The sequence below is a fragment of the Rhizobium sp. CFBP 13726 genome (assembly GCF_014841925.1).
GTDB classification, from domain to species: domain Bacteria; phylum Pseudomonadota; class Alphaproteobacteria; order Rhizobiales; family Rhizobiaceae; genus Neorhizobium; species Neorhizobium soli.
Window position 1 is genome coordinate 176080 of record NZ_JACYUU010000006.1, and the last position, 20056, is coordinate 196135.

Genomic DNA, 20056 nt, shown 5'->3' on the forward strand with positions numbered 1-20056 from the left:
CCTGTATTGGCCGTTTGGAATAATACGCAGATATTCGTTTCAAGGCCGAGAAATGCGTGGGATGCCATCGCTGACACCCCACGCGAGTGATCGGATCAATCCGACCTGTTCTGCCGGTTGGCGATGAGATCATCCACCACGCCTGGATCGGCGAGGGTCGACGTATCGCCGAGTGCCCCGAAATCGTCCTCGGCAATCTTGCGCAGAATGCGTCGCATGATCTTGCCGGATCGGGTCTTGGGGAGGCCGGGAGAGAACTGGATCTTGTCCGGTGCCGCGATCGGGCCGATCTCCTGGCGCACATGCTTGACCAACTGCTGGCGAAGCTCTTCCGTGCCCTCGTTGCCGGCCATCAGCGTCACATAGCAGTAGATACCCTGGCCCTTGATATTGTGCGGATAGCCAACCACGGCCGCCTCCGACACGAGGTTGTGCGACACCAGCGCCGATTCCACTTCCGCCGTCCCGAGACGGTGGCCGGAAACGTTGAGCACGTCGTCAACGCGGCCGGTGATCCAGTAATAGCCATCCTCGTCGCGCCGGCAGCCGTCGCCGGTAAAGTACTTGCCCTTGTAGGTGGTGAAATACGCCTCGACGAAGCGGTCATGATCGCCGTAGAGCGTGCGCATCTGGCCCGGCCAGCTGTCGATGATGCAGAGATTGCCGTCGGCAGCCCCTTCCAGGACATTGCCTTCGTTATCCACCAGCTGCGGCTGCACGCCGAAAAACGGTTTCGTCGCCGAACCCGGCTTGAGCGCTGTGGCACCCGGGAGCGGGGTGATCATGTGGCCGCCGGTCTCCGTCTGCCACCAGGTATCGACGATCGGGCAGCGCTTGTTTCCGACCACCTCGTGATACCAGTTCCAGGCCTCCGGATTGATCGGCTCGCCGACCGTTCCGAGTAACCGCAGGCTGGCCCGCGACGACCGCGTCACGAACTCGTCGCCGGCGCCCATCAGCGAACGGATCGCTGTCGGCGCCGTGTAAAAGATGTTGACCTTGTGCTTGTCGACGATTTCCCAGAACCGGCCCTGATCGGGGAAGTTCGGCACGCCTTCGAACATCAGCGTTGTCGCGCAGTTCGCCAGCGGCCCGTAGACGAGATACGAATGCCCGGTCACCCAGCCCACATCGGCCGTGCACCAGTAGATATCCCCATCATGGTAATCGAACGTGTATTCATGCGTCATGGCCGCATAGACGAGATAGCCGCCGGTCGTGTGCAGAACGCCTTTCGGCTTGCCGGTGGAACCGGACGTGTAGAGGATGAAAAGCGGGTCTTCCGCCTTCATCTTCACCGGTTCGCAATGCTCCTTCACGGTGGCGATTTCCTGGTGATACCAGAGGTCGCGGCCGGGCGCCCAGTTCGTCTTGCCGCCGGTACGGCGGACGACCAGAACCTTGTTGACCGTGACATACTGCTTGGCTGCGATGCGGATGGCAGTATCCGTATTTTCCTTGAGCGGCACCGGTTTGCCGCCGCGCACGCCCTCGTCGCAGGTGATCACGAATGTCGACTGGCAGTCGATGATGCGGCCGGCCAGCGCTTCCGGCGAAAATCCGCCGAACACGACCGAATGAACCGCGCCGATCCGGGCGCAGGCCAGCATAGCATAGGCTGCCTCCGGGATCATCGGCATGTAGATCGTCACCCGGTCGCCCTTCTTGACGCCGTGCTTCTTCAGCACGTTCGCCATGCGGCACACCTGATCGTAGAGCTGGTTATAGGTGATCTTCTTGTCGATATACGGGTTATCGCCTTCCCAGATGATCGCAGTGCGCTCGCCATGCGTCTTCAGGTGTCGATCGATGCAATTATAGGAAACGTTGGTCTGGCCATCCTCGAACCATTTGATCGAGACCTTTCCCTTGAACGACGTGTTTTTCACCTTGGTGAAAGGCTTGAACCAGTCGATCCGCTTGCCATGCTTGCCCCAGAACTTGTCCGGGTTTTCAATGCTTTCCTCATACCACTTGTCATACTTGTCCTTGTCGATGAGCGCCTTTGCCTTGGTGGCTTTTTCGACCGGATAGATTTTTTCGGACATGTGCTCCTCCCTGCTTTGACCCATATCTAACACTTGGAACATGGGCCGCAATTAGACAAAGGGTAAGGTGCTGGACGATTTGCAATTCCGACGCAAATCGAATATAGGGCAATAAATTCCCGGAAATTGTGGTTGATACCCACGCCCGCGACACCGGCGCGGACGGACAGAGGAACTATATCTATGGCTCAAACACTGCTCATGCCGAAAGCGACAGCCGTCTGGCTCGTCGACAACACCGCGCTTTCGTTCGACCAGATCGCCCAGTTCTGCAAACTTCACCCGCTTGAGGTGAAGGCGATTGCAGACGGCGAAGCAGCGCAGGGTATCAAGGGCCTCGACCCGATCGCCACCGGCCAGCTGTCGCGCGACGAGATCGAGCGCGCTGAAAAAGACATCAACTACAAGCTCAAGCTTTCCGAGCCGAAGGTTCGCGTTCCCGAATCCAAGCGCCGCGGCCCGCGTTACACGCCGGTCTCCAAGCGCCAGGATCGCCCCAACGCCATTCTCTGGCTGGTGCGCAATCACGCAGAACTGAAGGACGCGCAGATTTCGCGCCTCGTCGGCACCACCAAGTCGACCATCGAGCAGATCCGCGAGCGCACCCACTGGAACGCCGCAAACCTGGCGCCAATGGACCCGGTCACGCTTGGCCTCTGCAGCCAGATCGATCTCGACCTTGAAGTCGAAAAGGCCTCGAAGGGTCGCCCGCTTCCAACCGCTGCCGAGCTCGGTGCGTCCCTGCAGCCTGCTGCAGAAGCCGAAAACATCGGCTTCAGCGGTTTCCGCAGCGAACGCGAAGAAGAGAAGGAAAAGGAAATCGATGCGAACGCCGTGTTCGCCAAGCTTTCCTCCCTCAAGTCGACCCGCAAGGACGACGACGAAGAAGACGACGGCCGCTTCTAAGCCGCGATCTTCGAGATACGATTTTACGAAAGCCCTGGGCCACAGCCCGGGGCTTTTTATTTGGGCGCTCAGTCGCCAGCCTAGGTGTCGCCTGTGCGCGATACAGCCCGCATGCCCCCTCCATAGCCTTTCGCGGTGAGCGCGGCTGTCACCGCATCCAGTGCGCCCGGATCCTCGATCGTTGCCGGCATGGTCCAGGGCATCCCGTCCGCGATTTTCTGCATCGTGCCCCGCAGGATTTTGCCCGAGCGTGTTTTGGGCAGTTTCGGCACAATCATGACCGTCTTGAACGCCGCAACCGGGCCGATCTCCGAGCGCACCATTTCTGCGACTTCCGACGAGATCTTATCCGTTTCCCGTGAAACATTGTGCTTCAGGACAAGGAAGCCGCAGGGGATCTGCCCCTTCACCGTATCGCTGATGCCGATCACGGCGCATTCCGCCACATCAGGATGTTTCGCACAGACCTCTTCCATTGAGCCGGTCGAAAGGCGATGCCCGGCGCAGTTGATGATGTCATCCGTGCGCGCCATCACGAAGACGTAGCCGTCCTCGTCGATCACGCCTGCATCTGCGGTCGTATAGTACCCAGGGAAGGTGCTGAGACAGGTCTCGCGGAAACGCTCATCTGCGCTCCAGAAGGTCGGCAGGCATCCGGGCGGCAGCGGCAGCCGGATGGCGAGGTTGCCGAGCGTCCCCGCCGGCACCGGCAGTCCGGAATCATCAAGAACATCGATGGCGTAGCCGGGCATCGGTCGTGTGGGAGATCCGTGCTTGAACGGCATCAGCCCCAGCCCCATCGGATTGGCAGCAATCGGCCAGCCGGTCTCGGTCTGCCACCAGTGGTCTATCACAGGCACTTTCAGCTTCTGTTCCGCCCATTTCAGCGTTTCCGGATCCGCCCTTTCGCCGGCCAGAAAAAGAGCGCGCAGACCATTGAGATCGTAATGCGCCATGAGCTCGCCATCCGGGTCTTCGCGGCGGATAGCGCGGAACGCCGTTGGCGCCGTGAAGAAGACCTTGACGTCATGGTCGGCGATGACGCGCCAGAAGGTCCCTGCATCCGGTGTTCCGACGGGCTTTCCCTCGAAGATGACGCTGGTATTGCCGGCAAGCAGCGGCGCGTAAACGATATAGGAGTGACCGACCACCCAGCCGATATCGGACGCGGTCCAGAACACCTCGCCCGGCTTGATCCCGAAAATATTCGGCATACTCCAGGCGAGCGCCACCATGTAACCGCCGTTGTCGCGCACCACGCCCTTTGGCTGTCCCGTCGTACCGGATGTGTAGAGAATGTAGAGCGGATCGGTAGCCTTGACCGCCACGCATTCGATATCCCGGCCAAGCGCGTTGCCAACCAGATCGGCAAAGTCGAGCTCGCCCTTTTCGGGCCTGAGCTGCGCTATGAGTTCCGGCCGCTGCACGATGAGGCAATGCTCGGGCTTGACTGTTGCGAGGTCGATTGCCCTGTCAAGCAACGGCTTGTAGGCGACGACCCTGCCGGGCTCCAGTCCGCAGCTCGCGGAGATGACCAGTTTTGCCTGGCTATCATTCAGCCGTGCTGCGAGTTCCTGTGCCGCGAAACCGCCGAACACCACGGAATGTACAGCGCCGATCCGCGCGCAGGCCAGCATCGAGAAGATCGCTTCCGGCACCATCGGCATGTAGATGACGACCCGGTCACCTCGACCGATGCCAAGATCGCGCATGACAGCGGCAATCGCCTTCACCTGCGCCAACACCTCGGCATAGGTGAAGGACTGTTGCGTACCGGTCATCGCGCTGTCGTGGATGAAGGCGAGCCGATCGCCGTTACCCGCCGCGACATGGCGGTCGAGGCAATTGTAGCAGGTGTTGGTTTCACCCCCCACGAACCACCGACCATAGACACCGGCATTGGCATCAAAGACCGCGTCCGGTTCTTTGAACCAGTCGATCGCCTCTGACGCGGACTTCCAGAAGGCCTCTGGGTTGTTTTCCCAGCTGCTGTAAACGTCGAAATATTGGCTTTGCATCTGTACCTCCCAACACAACCGCATAGCCTGATCGGGCGAGTGTAGGGGAGGGACGATCGGGCGGGAAGCCCGACCAACGGGTTAGACTTCAGCGCGCGCCGAAGATTGCCGAACCGACTCGCACGCTGGTGGCGCCAAATTCCACCGCCGTCTCGAAATCGCCGGACATGCCCATGGAAAGCTTGTCCACGCCGCATTCTTTGGCAAGCTTGGCCAGCAGCGCGAAATGCGGTCCCGGATTTTCATCCGCGGGCGGAATGCACATCAGCCCTTCGACGGCGAGCCCCAGTTCGTTTCGGCAAAGCGCGACGAACGCCACCGTCTCTTTCGGCTCGATGCCTGCCTTTTGCGGTTCAAGCCCGGTATTCACCTGCACATAGAGCTTCGGCGACTTGCCCTGCTTAGCCATTTCGTCTGCCAGGGCTCGTGCAATCTTCTCGCGGTCCACCGTCTCGATCACGTCGAACAGAGCCACCGCATCGGCCGCCTTGTTGGATTGCAGCGGACCGATCAGATGCAGCGTGATGCCCGGCGTCTCCGCCTTGAGCTCCGGCCACTTGCCCTGGCTCTCCTGCACCCGGTTTTCACCGAACACACGCTGGCCCGACGCGATGACCGGCCTAATGTCACCGGCATCGAATGTCTTGGAGACAGCGACGAGCGAGACAGAGCCCGCGGAGCGATTGGCCGTCTCTTCCGCCTTGCCGATCCTTGTCCTGACTTCCTGGAGCCGTTGTTCGACGCTCATTGTCCGTCACCTTTCGCTATTCTTGTGATGCAAGCGATTAAAGCCCATATGAGGCTCTGCCAAGGGCATGTCCCATCAAAGTTTGGCACGTGTCAGGCCTCAAAAACTTGACGCTTGCGGCCATTCATGGTGAAGGTCTGCCCGACTCCTATATCCTGATTTCCCGGAATATCATCCAGATGGCGACTGAACGTTACAACCCGCGCGATGCCGAGCCCCGTTGGCAGCAGACCTGGAACGAGGCGAAGGTTTTCGAAACCGACAATGCCGATCCGCGGGAAAAGTATTACGTCCTCGAGATGTTCCCCTATCCGTCCGGCCGCATTCACATGGGTCACGTGCGCAATTATGCGATGGGTGACGTTGTCGCCCGCTACAAGCGCGCCCGCGGCTTCAACGTTCTGCACCCGATGGGCTGGGACGCGTTCGGCATGCCGGCAGAAAACGCCGCGCGTGACAACAAGACCCACCCGAAGGCCTGGACCTACCAGAACATCGAATCCATGAAAAAGCAGCTGAAGGCGATGGGCCTTTCGCTGGACTGGTCGCGCGAGTTCGCCACCTGCGACGTGGCATATTACCAGCAGCAGCAGCACCTCTTCCTCGACATGATGGAAAAGGGCCTGGTCTATCGCAAGCAATCCAAGGTCAACTGGGATCCGGTCGACCAGACGGTTCTGGCCAACGAACAGGTGATCGACGGTCGCGGCTGGCGTTCCGGCGCTCTGGTCGATCAGCGCGAGCTGGTGCAGTGGTTCTTCAAGATCACCGATTTCAGCCAGGATCTGCTCGACGAACTGGATAACCTGGATCAGTGGCCTGAAAAGGTCCGGCTGATGCAGAAGAACTGGATCGGCCGCTCCGAAGGAATGAGCCTGCGCTGGGAAATCGTGACGGAAACCGCACCCGCCGGCGTCGACAAGGACGTGACGGTCTATACGACCCGTCCCGACACGCTGTTCGGCGCCTCGTTCCTGGCAATCGCTGCCGACCATCCGCTGGCCAAGGCCGCGGCTGCGAACAACCCTGAGATCGAAGCCTTCGCCGAGGAATGCCGCCGTCAGGGCACATCCCTTGCTGCGCTGGAAACGGCCGAGAAAAAGGGCATAGACACCGGCGTCCGCGTAAGGCATCCGCTCGACCCTTCTTGGGAACTGCCGGTCTATGTCGCGAACTTCGTGCTGATGGAATACGGCACAGGCGCCATCTTCGGCTGCCCGGCCGGCGACCAGCGCGACCTGGATTTCGCCCGCAAATACAATCTTCCAGTCGTTGCCGTCGTGATGCCCGAGGATGGCGATGCCGCCACGTTCGAGATCGGCGACACCGCCTTCGTCGACGATGGCGTGATGATCAATTCCCGCTTCCTGGACGGCAAGAGCACCGACGAAGCGTTTCAGATCATTGCCGACAAGCTGTCCGAACAGACGCTGGGCAATGCACCGCAGGGCGAGCGCAAGGTGAACTTCCGCCTGCGCGACTGGGGTATTTCCCGCCAGCGCTACTGGGGTTGCCCAATCCCTGTCATCCATTGCGAAGTCTGCGGCGTCGTGCCGGTGCCGAAGAAGGACCTGCCGGTGCAGTTGCCCGACGACGTCACCTTCGACCTGCCGGGCAACCCGCTCGATCGCCACCCGACCTGGCGCCATGTCAGCTGCCCGAAATGCGGCCACGATGCCCGTCGCGAGACGGATACGATGGATACGTTTGTCGATTCCAGCTGGTATTTCACACGCTTCACAGCCCCTTGGCTGAACGAGCCGACAAACCCGGCCGTTGCCGATCACTGGCTGCCGGTCGATCAGTATATCGGCGGCATCGAGCACGCCATCCTGCATCTGCTCTATTCGCGCTTCTTCACCCGTGCCATGCGCGAGACCGGCCATGTGGCCGTGAAGGAACCGTTCAAGGGCCTGTTCACGCAAGGCATGGTCGTGCATGAAACCTACCGTCTCGGCGAGTCCGGCCAAAACGGTGAATGGGTCGCCCCCGCCGATATCCGTATCGAGGAAATCGACGGCAAGCGTACCGCGACGCTGCTGACAAGCGGCGCCGGCGTCACCATCGGCTCGATCGAAAAAATGTCGAAGTCGAAAAAGAATGTCGTCGATCCCGATGACATCATCGCATCCTACGGCGCCGATACGGCCCGCTTCTTCGTTCTGTCCGATAGTCCGCCGGATCGCGACGTGATCTGGTCGGAAGCGGGTGTCGAAGGTTCCTACCGCTTTACCCAGCGCCTGTGGCGCTTGATCTCGGAAGCTGCCGAAAACCTGAAGACGGTCGATCCGACTCCGGCTAAGGATGGCGATGGACTGGCAATCTCGCAGCTGGCCCACAAGACGCTGCAGGCCGTTCAGGGCGATCTCGACAAGCTGTCCTTCAACAAGGCCGTCGCCCGCATCTACGAGCTGGTCAACGCGCTGGCAGCGCCGCTGACCGATGTTGCAGCCGGCAAGGGCGACGCCGCCTACCGTGCCGCTGTTCGCAACGCCTCGGAAATCCTGATCCAGATCGTCGCGCCAATGACGCCGCATCTGGCCGAGGAATGCTGGGCCGTGCTCGGCAATGGCGAGATGGTATCAACAACTGCCTGGCCAAAGTTCGACAAGGCTCTCGTGGTTGAAAACGACGTCACGATGCCGGTCCAGATCAACGGCAAGAAGCGCGCCGAATTGACAATCGCGCGCGACGCGGATCAAACTGCCGTCGAGGCTGCAGCCCTCGCACTCGACGTGGTAAAAGCCGCTCTCGGTGGCAAGCCACCGAAGAAGATCATCGTCGTCCCACAGAGGATCGTGAACATTGTTGCCTGATCGTTCATTCCGCCGCTTTGGCATCGCACTTGGCATCGCCGGCCTTGCCCTTCTGGCGGGATGCCAGGCACGGCCTCTCTATTCCGAACAGGAAGGCACCGGTCAGAAGCTCGCATCCGTGGAGTTTGCGGATCCGAAGACCCGTATCGAGCAGGTGATCCGCAACAATCTCGTCTTCCTCACCGGTCATGGTGCAGGCGAGACCGCGCATCCGCTCTACGAAGTAAAGATGACGGCCACGAGCTCCGCCTCGAGCATTCTAGACCTTACCAGCGACGATGACACCGTGTCTGTCAGCAACATCCCTGTTGCCGGCCGCGTCCAGGTGGATGTCACCTATACGCTGACCCGTATCAGCGACAGCAAGATCCTGAAATCGGCCAAGCGCGAAGTTGTCGCCTTGATCGATGTCCCGGGACAGAGCTTTGCAAAATTGCGCGCAATCCGCGACGCTGAAAACCGTGCTGCCCGCGAGACAGCCGAGTTCCTGCGTGGTGAAATCGCCATTGCCCTTGCCCGCGAGCCCCAGTCGCCTCCCGTATGGCAGAAATAAAATCCCACGAGTTCGACCGGTTTCTTGACAAGTCGGTCAGCCTCTACAAGATCTTCGTCATCTATGGGCCCGATCGCGGGCTCGTTTCCGAGCGGGCTGCGCAGATCGCAGCCAAGACCGGTGTCGCGCAGGACGACCCATTCGCGATGCTCAAGCTTGATGTATCCGATCTCCAGGGCGATCCCGGCCGTCTTCTCGATGAGGTCAACTCACTCGGCCTTTTTGGAGGTGCCAAGCTCGTCTGGCTCCGTGGCGCAATGAACGAGAAGCCGTTGCTGGATGCCATGCAGGCGCTCGCCAAGGATGAGCCTCCCGCCAATATCTTGATCATCGAGGCTGGTGACCTGAAGAAGGGCAGCGGCCTTCGCAAGGTGGTGGAGCCGGTCCGCTCCATCGCCGTCATTCCCTGCTATGCGGACGATGCACGGGCCCTTGCTGGCCTGATCGATACCGAACTGTCGGCCGAAGGCCTCACCATCAGCGGCGCTGCCCGCCAGCGCCTGATGGAGCTTCTCGGCGGCGATCGAATCGCATCCCGCAATGAGGTGAAGAAGCTGGCGCTCTATTGTCGCGGTGCGGGGACTGTTACCGAAGATCACGTCGATGAAATCATCGGCGATGCGAGCAGCGTCTCCGCGGACGAGGCCGTCGACGCCATTCTCTCTGGGGACGTGGCATCTCTGCAGCGCGCTTTCCAGAAGGTGCTTGTATCCAAGACGCCGATCTTCCTGATCCTGCAATCCTGCCTCAGACAGTTCCAGTTGCTGGATGTGATGCGGGCGGAAATGGACGACAAGAAGCTGCAGGCCGCACAGGTCATGATGACGCTCGGTCGGCATATCCATTTCAAGCGCAAGCCGATTATCGAAAAGGCGCTGCGATCCTGGACCGCGCCGGCACTTGCCCGGGAAACCGAGCGCCTGCAGGCGGCCGTCCTCCAGTCCCGGCAAAGACAAAGTCTCGAGCCCAGCATCGCCTTCCACAGCCTGATGGCAATCGCGATACAGTCGTCGCGATATCGCTGATGACGATCTGGGAAGGCGCTAACCGCGGCGCTCCAGCAACCGGCAAACCTCTTCAAGCTGCTCGAGATTGCGGTAGTTGATCCGAACCTGGCCGCTTCCCCCGCGGTGATTGATCTTCACATCCAATCCGAGAGCATCGGTCAACGTGCGCTCCAAGGCCAGCGTATCGGAATCTTTTTCGACCGACTTGGTTTCAAGCTGGGGCATCCCCTGGGACTTGATATCGTTTTGCGCAAGCCGCTCTGCATCGCGCACCGACATGCCTTTGGACACGATCGTGCGCGCGAGGGACGAGGGATCAGACGTGGTGATCAAGGCACGCGCGTGACCAGCCGAAAGGCTTCCGGCAGACAGCATGTCGCGAACCGGGTCCGGCAATTTCAGAAGGCGAAGGCTGTTTGCGACGTGACTGCGGCTCTTGCCGATGATTTCACCCAGATCGTTTTGGGTATAGCCATGTTCGGCAATCAACTGCTCGTAACCGAGCGCCTCTTCGAGCGGATTGAGGTCGGACCGCTGAACGTTTTCAACGATTGCGATTTCAAGTGCGGTCCGATCGTCTACGTCGCGGACGATGACTGGGATCTCAGTCAGTCCCGCCAGTTGCGCTGCACGCCACCGCCGCTCACCGGCAATGATCTCAAGGCGACCGTCGACTGTCCGAACAACGACCGGCTGGACAATGCCATGCTGCCTGATCGAGCTGGCGAGATCCTGCAACTCCGCCTCATCGAAATGGCGCCTGGGGTTTTTCGGACTGCGCGAAACATGCTCGATCGGCACCATACGGTCTGGATTGACGTTTTTCGCAGGTGCATTGACCTGTACAGGCTGATCCATCTCACCGATAAGCGCAGCAAGCCCGCGGCCCAGCCGCCTTTTCGAGGGATCTTCGTTCATCCTGTCACCTGTTATTTCGTGTAATCAAAGAAGGGTCTCAAGCCGCCTTGCGCCGACGTTCCCGCTGGATCACCTCGGAGGCGAGCTGAAGGTAGGCCTGGCTCCCAGCGCATTTGAGATCATAAAGAATAGCCGGCTTACCATATGAAGGCGCTTCGGATACCCGAACGTTGCGCGGAATCAGCGTGTGGTACACCTTATCACCGAGATATGTCCTGACGTCGCTGACGACCTGTTGGGCCAGATTGTTACGCGCATCGAACATCGTCAGAACGATGCCCTGGATATCAAGCAGCGGATTGACCGTCCGGCGGACCTGGTCAACCGTTTCGAGGAGCTGGCTCAAACCCTCGAGCGCAAAGAACTCGCACTGCAGAGGTACAAGCACCGAATGCGCTGCGGCCATCGCATTCATCGTCAGCAGATTGAAAGAGGGTGGGCAGTCGACGAGGATATAAGAGTATGCACGTGCGACATCAGTATCCAGCGCCCGCTTTAACCGGAAAGCGCGGTCCGTGGCCTGCGAAATCTCCATCTCGAAACCGAGAAGATCCATGGTGGAGGGAACGATGGACAGGTTCGGAACAGCAGTCGGAACGGCAGTTTCGCCAATATCGCTTTCACCCATCAGCACGTCATAAGACGAATGAACGCGATCCTTGCGGTTAATACCGAGGCCAGTGCTGGCGTTTCCCTGAGGATCAAGGTCGATGATGAGGACGTTTTCGCCGATTGCGGCGAGCGCCGTTGCCAGGTTGATCGCTGTCGTCGTCTTACCGACGCCGCCTTTTTGATTAGCGATGGTAATAATACGGTTCTTTTCGAACATATCGCACCTGACTTTACGGGTCCTTGCGTCGGAGGTTGCTGATCTCAAGAATAACCGAGTCCTGCTCGACAACGCTTTGGTGTTCTAGCAGATCGAAATCCCAGCGACTACGGGCTTCGCTGACTTCACGGCGATAATCCCGGCCTTTGTGGAATAAGCCTCTAGCTTCCGTCTCGACCATCCAATCGGAGGAATAGGATAGAAGTTGGTCGAGATCAGCCAGAGCGCGAGCGGAAACGCGCTGGCATTCAGGCAATTCATGTGCCGCCTGCTCGATCCGGAGCGGGTGAACCGAACCCCGAGCTCCGGTTTCGTTTAGAGCGACGCGGAGGAAAGCAGCCTTTTTATGGTTGCTTTCGACCAAGTGAACCCAACCATCTTCAAGCTCGGCGAGCAATATCGCGGTCACGACGCCCGGAAAGCCACCGCCCGAGCCAAGATCGATCCATTTCGATGGCTCCGGGGATAGTTGAAAGATTTGCGCGCTATCGGCGATATGGCGCTGCCAAATCTCGTTCAGGGTCGAGGGAGCGACAAGGTTAATTGTTTTCGCCCACTTGGAGAAGAGCGTGGCAAAGTGCTCAAGCCTCTCCTGCGTTTCACGTGAAACACTTCTGCCGTTCAACATCATGCCGAGACTCGTTTTACGCGATCCGAGACCGCGGCTTCTTTTTTTACAAGCGCAAGAATAAGTGCCAACGCTGCCGGCGTCATACCGTCAACTTTTGCGGCCTGCGCCATATTGCTGGGCTGATGCTTCGCGAGCTTTATTCGTAGCTCGTTTGAGAGACCGGGCACTGTAGAATAATCGAAGGACAGGGGGATGGTTTTTGACTCATCGCGGATCGTTGAGCCAATATCTGCAGCCTGTCTATTCATGTAGACAGAGTAGGTGGATTCGATCTCAAGAGCTTCCGCTACCTTTGGATTGACCCCACGGAGTTCTCCCCAGACACCGGCCAGATCAGCCATCGACTGGTTGGGGTAGGCGAGCAGTTCGTACGCCGTACGCCGCTGGCCGTCCTGGTTGAGGGACAATCCGTGGGCTGCACCCTGTTTAGGCGTCACCGAGAGCGATTTTAGCATCGCACGGGCTTCGTCGACTGCTCTGGAGTAGGCCGCGAACTTGGCTGCACGATCGGCGCCCACGCAGCCCAGTTCGATGCCCTTCTGAGTGAGCCTGATATCGGCATTGTCGGCTCGTAGCGAAAGGCGGTATTCTGCACGTGATGTAAACATCCGATAAGGTTCCGTCACGCCCTTCGACGTGAGGTCATCGACCATGACACCGATATAGGATTCGGCACGACTGAACGGCTCCGGCTGGCCTCCCGAAGCCGTGATCGCTGCTGAAAGGCCGGCGACCATTCCTTGCGCGGCAGCTTCCTCGTAACCCGTGGTGCCGTTGATCTGGCCAGCCAGGAACAGCCCCGGCAATTTCTTGACTTCCAGCGTGGGTGTCAATTCCCGCGGATCAACATAGTCATACTCGATCGCATAGCCGGGCTGAATAATCTCGACCTGCTCAAGGCCCAGGATAGTGCGGATGAAAGCTTCCTGGACTGATGCGGGCAGGGACGTGGATATTCCGTTTGGGTAAACAGTTGGATCATCAAGCCCTTCGGGCTCTAGGAAGATCTGGTGCCCGTCGCGCTCACCGAACCGCACGATCTTGTCTTCGATCGACGGACAATAACGCGGGCCCACGCCCTCGATCTGGCCGGAATACATTGCGGACAGGTGGATGTTGTCGGAGATGATCCGATGGGTCGCCTCGTTCGTGCGGGTCACTCCACAGCTGATCTGCGGCGTTACGATTTTATCGGTCATGAACGAGAATGGAACTGGCTGCTCATCGGCTTCCTGCTTGTCGAGCTTGTCCCAGGCGATGGTCCGCCCATCAAGCCGTGCCGGTGTGCCGGTTTTCAGGCGCCCCAGGGCGACGCCAAGGCCGAGAAGCGTCGCTGACAGCCCGAGCGATGGCTCCTCACCCACCCGACCGGCCGGTATCTTTTCCTGCCCGATATGAATAAGCCCGCGCAGGAACGTACCGGCCGTGAGTACAGCCGTTCCGCATCCGAATCGACGGCCATCCTTCAGGATGACAGATGACACTCGACCAGTTTCTTTGATGAGGTCGAATGCATCACCCTCGATGACAGTCAGGTTCAGGTGATTGAAGATTTCCTGCTGCATCGCTTCACGGTAAAGGCGTCGGTCGGCTTGCGTACGGGGACCACGAACGGCGGGACCCTTTTTCCGGTTGAGCAAACGGAACTGGATTCCGGAAACGTCTGCGACGCGGCCCATCAGACCGTCAAGCGCATCGACCTCGCGCACGAGGTGACCTTTGCCCAGCCCGCCAATCGCGGGATTGCAGGACATGACACCAATCGTTTCGCGTTTGTGTGTGATCAGGGCCGTCCTCGCGCCCATCCGCGCTGCAGCGCTCGCGGCCTCGCAACCCGCGTGACCACCACCAATGACGATGACATCGAAATTTTGGTCCATATTCATTGTCCCACGTCGGCCGAGTGTTTCACGTGAATCATTTTCCGATACAGAACTGCGAGAAGATAACATCCAGCAACTGCTCGACATCGACCCGGCCCGTAATGCGCCCCAAGGCGGATGCGGCTGCTCGGAGGCTCTCGGCTCTCAAGTCAAGTTCCGTGCCGTTTAACGCCTCTGCGATAAAATTGGAAGCATCTTTCAGTGCGTCGACCTGGCGAGCTCTGTTCGGAACCAGCGAACCGGTCCACAGCGCTGTGATCTTTCGGAGGATGGTCTCCCTGAGGAGCTCGAGCCCGTCGCCGGTCCTTGTGGAGATGCAAAGGTCGAATTCGTCCGAAGGTGCGTGCGCATCCAGCTTCGTTCCGACAGTTAGAACGTTAGCGTGACTAAACTCATGGTTTTGTAACGCCGGCGAATCGATCTCGTTGAGAGAGAGGATCATGTCGGCTTGCTCGATCGCAACACGGGCCCGACGGATCCCTTCGACTTCGACAATATCGTCGCTTTCCCGCAGGCCAGCCGTATCGAAGAACCGGACGAGATAACCCGACATATCGAGATCGACGTGCAGGATATCCCGGGTCGTTCCAGCACGTTCCGTCACAATCGCCACATCCCGATTCGCAAGCGCGTTTAAAAGGCTGCTTTTGCCCGCGTTCGGAGGTCCGGCGATGACGATCTTGTAGCCATCCCGGATGATCTCGCCAGACTTTGCGGTTTCCAGATGCTGGAGAAGTTCCAGATAAATCTGGCCCACATCGCTCCAGACCCGCTCCGATACGGAACCCGGCACGTCGTCCTCGTCAGCGAAATCCAGCTCGGCCTCGATCAGAGCACGCGACCGCGTCAGGCGCTCAGCCAAGTCGATATAGAGCGCTGACTGGCCCCCAAAGCTTTGCTCGACCGCGAGCCGGCGCTGCATTTCCGTTTCGGCAGAAATGAGATCCGCAAGACCTTCAATCTCGACCAGATCCAGCTTGCCGTTCTCAAACGCTCGCCTTGAAAACTCTCCCGCCTCGGCCAACCTCAGTCCGTCGATTTGCTCGAGCTCTAGGATGAGAGCTGCAACAACGGCGCGGCTGCCATGCACATGCAGTTCGACGCAGTCTTCTCCCGTAAACGAGTTTGGCCCCGGGAAGCCGACCACCAGTCCCTGATCGATGATTGCGCCGTTTCGGCCGCGAATCGTTCTGAGCGAGGCTTTCCGGTCTGTCGCTAAACGACCAGCAAGCGTCTCAGCCGCGGTGAAGGCTTGGTTGCCGCTTAGCCTGATAACGGCGAGACCTGCGGGCAGTGCTCCACTCGAAAGGGCAAAGATCGTATCAGGGTTCATGGTGCGGCTTTCGGACTGTGTCCCAGAAACTCGAAAGCGCCCGTCTTTACGACGGGCGCCTCTCGGTAGCAGTGAATCCGGCTAAGGATCAGGTGTTCATCGAGTCGAAGAAGTCGCTGTTGCTCTTGGTCTGCTTCAGCTTGTCGATCAGGAACTCGATTGCATCGGTCGTTCCCATCGGCGCGAGAATGCGACGGAGAACAAAGATCTTCTGCAGGTCCTGGCGCTGGACAAGGAGGTCTTCCTTGCGCGTGCCGGATTTCAGAATATCCATGGCCGGGAAGATGCGCTTGTCGGCAACCTTGCGGTCGAGCACGATTTCCGAGTTGCCGGTACCCTTGAACTCTTCGAAGATGACTTCGTCCATACGGCTGCCCGTATCGATCAGCGCCGTTGCGATGATCGTCAGCGAGCCGCCTTCTTCGATATTACGCGCGGCACCGAAGAAGCGCTTCGGGCGCTGCAGGGCGTTGGCATCCACACCACCGGTCAGAACCTTGCCGGATGACGGAACGACCGTGTTGTAGGCGCGGCCAAGACGCGTGATGGAGTCGAGCAGAATGACGACATCGCGCCCGTGTTCGACCAGACGTTTCGCCTTCTCGATGACCATTTCAGCCACCTGAACGTGGCGGATGGCGGGTTCGTCGAAGGTCGAGGAAACAACTTCGCCCTTCACCGAGCGCTGCATGTCCGTCACTTCTTCCGGCCGCTCGTCGATCAGGAGAACGATGAGATAGCACTCGGGGTGGTTTGCCGTGATCGAATGCGCGATGTTCTGCAACAGAACGGTCTTACCCGTGCGCGGCGGCGCGACGATCAGGCCGCGCTGGCCCTTGCCGAGCGGTGCGACGAGATCGATGACGCGCGCCGAATTGTCCTTCGACGTCGGGACGTCGAGTTCCATCTTGAAGCGCTCGTTCGGGTAGAGCGGCGTCAGATTGTCGAAATGCACCTTGTGGCGAATTTTTTCCGGGTCATCGAAGTTGATCGTGTTGACCTTCAGCAGCGCGAAATAGCGCTCGCCTTCCTTCGGCCCGCGGATCGGTCCCTCGACGGTGTCGCCGGTCTTCAGCGAGAAGCGGCGAATCTGCGAGGGAGAGATGTAGATATCATCGGGGCCAGGCAGGTAATTGGCATTGGCCGAACGGAGAAATCCGAAGCCATCCTGCAGAACTTCAACGACACCTTCGCCGATGATCTCGACATCCTGGCTGGCCAGGATCTTGAGAATCGCAAACATCAATTCCTGCTTGCGCATGGTGCTGGCGTTTTCCACCTCCAGCGATTCGGCGAATGTCAGCAAATCGGTCGGCGATTTGCTCTTGAGTTCTTGAAGCTTCATTTCAGCCATGAAGAGGGGACCATATTCAGAATTTTTTGGGGAAACAGGCGTGTCGGTGAAATTCGCTACCGCGGAAGAAACCGGGTAGGACAGACGATTACACACATGCCACGAGATGAGATGGCTGGGAAAATAGCTGTTCACGAGCACGCCTGCAAGGGGGAGGGGCAGGCGGAGTTAAGAAAAAGCTCAAGACACCATCAAAATGGCTTAACGATGACCATGATTACGATGGCGATCATCAAAACCGTCGGGATCTCGTTCATCAACCGCCAGTAACGAGCGGTTTTTCGCGGCCCATCTATGGCAAAAGCCCGAACTGCAGCACTGAACCGCATATGCGCCATGGTGAGCAGCAGGACAAACAGGATCTTGGCATGAAGCCATCCGCCCTGGAAACCGTAGACTGCCCAGGCGAGATAAAGCCCGAGCGCCCAGCTGATCATCATCGCCGGGTTCATGATGATTTTCAGGAGGCGCCCCTCCATCACTTTGAAGGTTTCCGACTGGGCAGAACCCGGCTCGGCTTCCGTGTGATAGATGAAAAGCCTGGGCAGGTACAGCAGCCCGGCCATCCAGGAAATCACGGCGATGACGTGAAAGGCCTTGATGTAGAGCAGGAAATCATCCGGCCGCAGCCAGTAGATAAAAAACAGCACGACGACGAAAACCGAAAGCGCCGTCGCCGCCCGGAACGCAACACGCCGCCCATTTCCGGCACCGGTGCGATCGTCCCGCGTCATACGCCCGATCCTCTGACCCGTTTCACAAGATGCGCGACAGTCTGCGGATCCGCCTGCGGCGTGATGCCGTGGCCGAGGTTGAAGATAAGCGGACCTTGTCCAAGCCCCTGCAGGATCGCGTCGATCCCGTCGTCGAGGGACTTTCCGCCCGCCACCACGCGCATTGGATCGAGATTGCCCTGAACAGGTCCGTCCTTCTGCAGCTCCTGCGCAAACGACATCGGCACCGACCAATCGAGCCCGATTGCATCTGCGCCCGTCCGGGCCCGGTAGTGTTTGAGGTTCATGCCTGCACCCTTGGCGAAAGCAATCACCTTCGCGTCAGGTCGCGCTGCCTTGATGATATCGATGATCCGCCGCACGGGCTTGATCGAAAATTCCTTGAATTCCTTCTCCCCGAGCACGCCGGCCCAGGAATCGAAGATCTGCACGACATCTGCGCCCGCATCGATCTGACCGATCAGATATTCGGCAGACATTTCCGCCAGCAGAGCCAGCAGTTTTTCGAAGGCCTCGGGGTAGCGGTAGGCGAACAGACGTGCCGGCGCTTGGTCCGGTGTTCCCTGACCGGCGATCATATAGGTCGCAACGGTCCAGGGAGCCCCGCAGAAGCCGATCAGGGCAGTTTCAGGGGGTAGCTCCAGCCGAAGCCTCCGAACCGTCTCCAGCACCGGTGCAAGGTGGGAAAGCATCGTGCTGCCATCGAGCGCTGCAATCCCTGCTTCGTCGATCGGATCCATCCTTGGACCCTCTCCCTGCACGAAGCGAACATTGCGCTTCAAGGCATCGGGAATGACGAGGATATCGGAAAACAGGATGGCTGCGTCGAACTGGTAGCGCCGGATAGGCTGAAGCGTCACTTCGACAGCCAGATCCGGCGTATAACAGAGATCGAGAAACGAACCGGCTGCCGCACGGACTTCCCGGTACTCGGGCAGATATCGACCTGCCTGCCTCATAAGCCATATCGGCGGTGGGGTGATCGTCTTGCCGTTCAGCACCTCAACGATCTTCCTGGTCGGACCGGCCAATGGGTTCTCCAAATAAAGAAAATAAGATTCTTAAGATCTTCTATTTCTTAGAGTCGGTGAGTAGCAAGGATTAAAACTCCTGCACAGAAAACGCGACGATCTGCCGCTCCGTATCGCTGAAAAGGAAAACTTCCGGGCATTCTTGGCAGAGCTTCTGGATAACCATATTTAAATCAGGGATATCAATTGCTTGTGCCGGGCGCTTGGTGAAGCTCTCTTGTGGATATCTTGTGAATCAATCGATAGGTTCATCCGGTTATCCCCGCTTTGAACAGGGGGCCTGAAACGGCTTCCTCGAAATACGTGATTGTGGACAACTCGGAGGTTATCCCAGGGGTCGGGCCCGTCCCTCCAAACGCGGTCACTCTCTCCCCGGTTATCAACAGAGGACGAAGAACAACGTGGAGAACAGAAAAAACTTCTTCCATCTCCACCTCATATCTGACTCCACGGGCGAAACCCTGATCTCGACAGGACGCGCGGCGACAGCCCAGTTTCAGACCTCGCTCGCCGTCGAGCACGTCTATCCGCTGGTGCGAAACCGCAAGCAGCTTCTCGCCGTGCTGGAGGCGATCGATCGTGAACCGGGGATCGTCCTTTATACGATCGTTGATCGCGAGCTTGCGAAACTGCTGGACGACCGCTGCCGTCAGATAGGAACACCGTGCGTCAACGTGCTGGAACCGGTTATGGCGACATTCCAGACCTATCTCGGAGCACCGTCTAAATACCGCGTCGGCGCGCAGCATGCGCTCAACGCGGAATATTTCGCCCGCATCGAAGCGCTGAACTTCACCATGGATCATGACGATGGCCAGATGCCCGAAGGGTACGACGAGGCCGATGTCGTACTGGTCGGGATCAGCCGCACCTCGAAGACGCCGACCAGCATCTATCTCGCCAACCGCGGAATCAAGACGGCCAATATCCCGATCGTGCCGGGCGTCGACCTTCCGCACGCACTTCTGTCTGCAACCCGGCCCCTGATCGTCGGGCTGGTCGCGACGACGGACCGCATTTCACAGGTGCGCGAACACCGCGAACTCGGAACCACGCAAAATTTCGATCGCGGTCATTATACGGATCGGGCAACGATCAACGAGGAACTGAAATATGCACGAGCGCTCTGCTCGCGCCACGGCTGGCCGGTCATCGACGTCACCCGTCGGTCGATCGAGGAGACGGCGGCGGCCATCGTTGCGCTCCGCCCGAAGCTACGGTAATTCGGCACTAATTCCATCCGGAGA

Annotated in this window: 16 protein-coding genes; 5 read left to right on the forward strand and 11 right to left on the reverse strand. The window is 59.0% G+C overall.

Features of this window, described 5'->3' with window-relative positions; all coding sequences use genetic code 11:
* Nucleotides 1-95 precede the first annotated feature (95 nt).
* Entirely contained in the window at nucleotides 96-2048 is a 1953-nt protein-coding gene (gene acs / locus IFT66_RS21640; protein WP_062577075.1) for an acetate--CoA ligase, read from the reverse strand.
* Nucleotides 2049-2231: 183 nt separating this feature from the next.
* On the opposite strand from acs, the gene IFT66_RS21645 reads away from it, so the two are divergent.
* Entirely contained in the window at nucleotides 2232-2954 is a 723-nt protein-coding gene (locus IFT66_RS21645) for a DUF1013 domain-containing protein (protein WP_192078898.1), read from the forward strand.
* Nucleotides 2955-3034: 80 nt separating this feature from the next.
* Here IFT66_RS21645 and IFT66_RS21650 read toward each other — a convergent pair whose 3' ends face one another.
* A complete protein-coding gene (locus IFT66_RS21650; RefSeq protein WP_192078899.1) occupies nucleotides 3035-4972 on the reverse strand; it encodes a propionyl-CoA synthetase in 1938 nt (645 codons plus the stop codon).
* Nucleotides 4973-5060: 88 nt separating this feature from the next.
* A complete protein-coding gene (locus IFT66_RS21655; protein WP_062577078.1) occupies nucleotides 5061-5720 on the reverse strand; it encodes a YggS family pyridoxal phosphate-dependent enzyme in 660 nt (219 codons plus the stop codon).
* Nucleotides 5721-5899: 179 nt separating this feature from the next.
* Between IFT66_RS21655 and leuS the strand changes: the two genes are divergently transcribed.
* The 3 genes from leuS to holA are packed head-to-tail and all read left to right on the forward strand — an operon-like array spanning nucleotide 5900 to nucleotide 10114.
* Nucleotides 5900-8536 (forward strand): leucine--tRNA ligase, encoded by a 2637-nt coding sequence (leuS, locus tag IFT66_RS21660; RefSeq protein ID WP_192078900.1) that lies wholly within the window; start codon nucleotides 5900-5902, stop codon nucleotides 8534-8536.
* The gene (locus IFT66_RS21665; RefSeq protein WP_371816224.1) at nucleotides 8529-9089 is read left to right on the forward strand and encodes a hypothetical protein; all 561 of its coding nucleotides are present in this window, start codon (nucleotides 8529-8531) and stop codon (nucleotides 9087-9089) included. The genes leuS and IFT66_RS21665 overlap by 8 nt, the downstream gene beginning before the upstream one ends.
* Nucleotides 9077-10114 carry a DNA polymerase III subunit delta gene (holA, locus tag IFT66_RS21670; protein ID WP_192078901.1) on the forward strand — a complete coding sequence of 346 codons (1038 nt, stop codon included), beginning with the start codon at nucleotides 9077-9079 and terminating at the stop codon, nucleotides 10112-10114. Before IFT66_RS21665 ends, holA begins: the two co-directional genes overlap by 13 nt.
* An 18-nt stretch (nucleotides 10115-10132) precedes the next feature.
* Here holA and IFT66_RS21675 read toward each other — a convergent pair whose 3' ends face one another.
* From IFT66_RS21675 to hemE, 8 genes are all read right to left on the reverse strand, one after another.
* Nucleotides 10133-11014 (reverse strand): ParB/RepB/Spo0J family partition protein, encoded by an 882-nt coding sequence (locus tag IFT66_RS21675; RefSeq protein WP_174197310.1) that lies wholly within the window; start codon nucleotides 11012-11014, stop codon nucleotides 10133-10135.
* Nucleotides 11015-11051: 37 nt separating this feature from the next.
* Nucleotides 11052-11843 (reverse strand): ParA family protein, encoded by a 792-nt coding sequence (locus IFT66_RS21680; protein WP_092665164.1) that lies wholly within the window; start codon nucleotides 11841-11843, stop codon nucleotides 11052-11054.
* 13 nt (nucleotides 11844-11856) lie between these two features.
* Nucleotides 11857-12474 (reverse strand): 16S rRNA (guanine(527)-N(7))-methyltransferase RsmG, encoded by a 618-nt coding sequence (gene rsmG / locus IFT66_RS21685; protein WP_192078902.1) that lies wholly within the window; start codon nucleotides 12472-12474, stop codon nucleotides 11857-11859.
* Nucleotides 12471-14354: a tRNA uridine-5-carboxymethylaminomethyl(34) synthesis enzyme MnmG gene (gene mnmG / locus IFT66_RS21690; protein ID WP_192078903.1), complete on the reverse strand. Its 1884-nt coding sequence runs from the start codon at nucleotides 14352-14354 to the stop codon at nucleotides 12471-12473. Before mnmG ends, rsmG begins: the two co-directional genes overlap by 4 nt.
* Before the next feature lie 37 nt (nucleotides 14355-14391).
* The gene (gene mnmE, locus IFT66_RS21695; protein ID WP_192078904.1) at nucleotides 14392-15690 is read right to left on the reverse strand and encodes a tRNA uridine-5-carboxymethylaminomethyl(34) synthesis GTPase MnmE; all 1299 of its coding nucleotides are present in this window, start codon (nucleotides 15688-15690) and stop codon (nucleotides 14392-14394) included.
* A gap of 88 nt (nucleotides 15691-15778) precedes the next feature.
* Complete coding sequence (rho, locus tag IFT66_RS21700; RefSeq protein WP_092665173.1) at nucleotides 15779-17044, reverse strand: transcription termination factor Rho; 1266 nt, start codon at nucleotides 17042-17044, stop codon at nucleotides 15779-15781.
* 191 nt (nucleotides 17045-17235) lie between these two features.
* Nucleotides 17236-17778, reverse strand: a complete 543-nt coding sequence (gene hemJ / locus IFT66_RS21705) for a protoporphyrinogen oxidase HemJ (protein WP_062577089.1) — start codon at nucleotides 17776-17778, stop codon at nucleotides 17236-17238.
* On the reverse strand, nucleotides 17775-18809 hold the full coding sequence (gene hemE / locus IFT66_RS21710; RefSeq protein WP_192078905.1) for a uroporphyrinogen decarboxylase: 1035 nt from the start codon (nucleotides 18807-18809) through the stop codon (nucleotides 17775-17777). The genes hemJ and hemE overlap by 4 nt, the downstream gene beginning before the upstream one ends.
* 401 nt (nucleotides 18810-19210) lie before the next feature.
* Here hemE and IFT66_RS21715 point away from each other — a divergent pair, with 401 nt between their 5' ends.
* Nucleotides 19211-20032 carry a pyruvate, phosphate dikinase/phosphoenolpyruvate synthase regulator gene (locus IFT66_RS21715; RefSeq protein ID WP_192078906.1) on the forward strand — a complete coding sequence of 274 codons (822 nt, stop codon included), beginning with the start codon at nucleotides 19211-19213 and terminating at the stop codon, nucleotides 20030-20032.
* The last annotated feature ends 24 nt before the right edge of the window (nucleotides 20033-20056 follow it).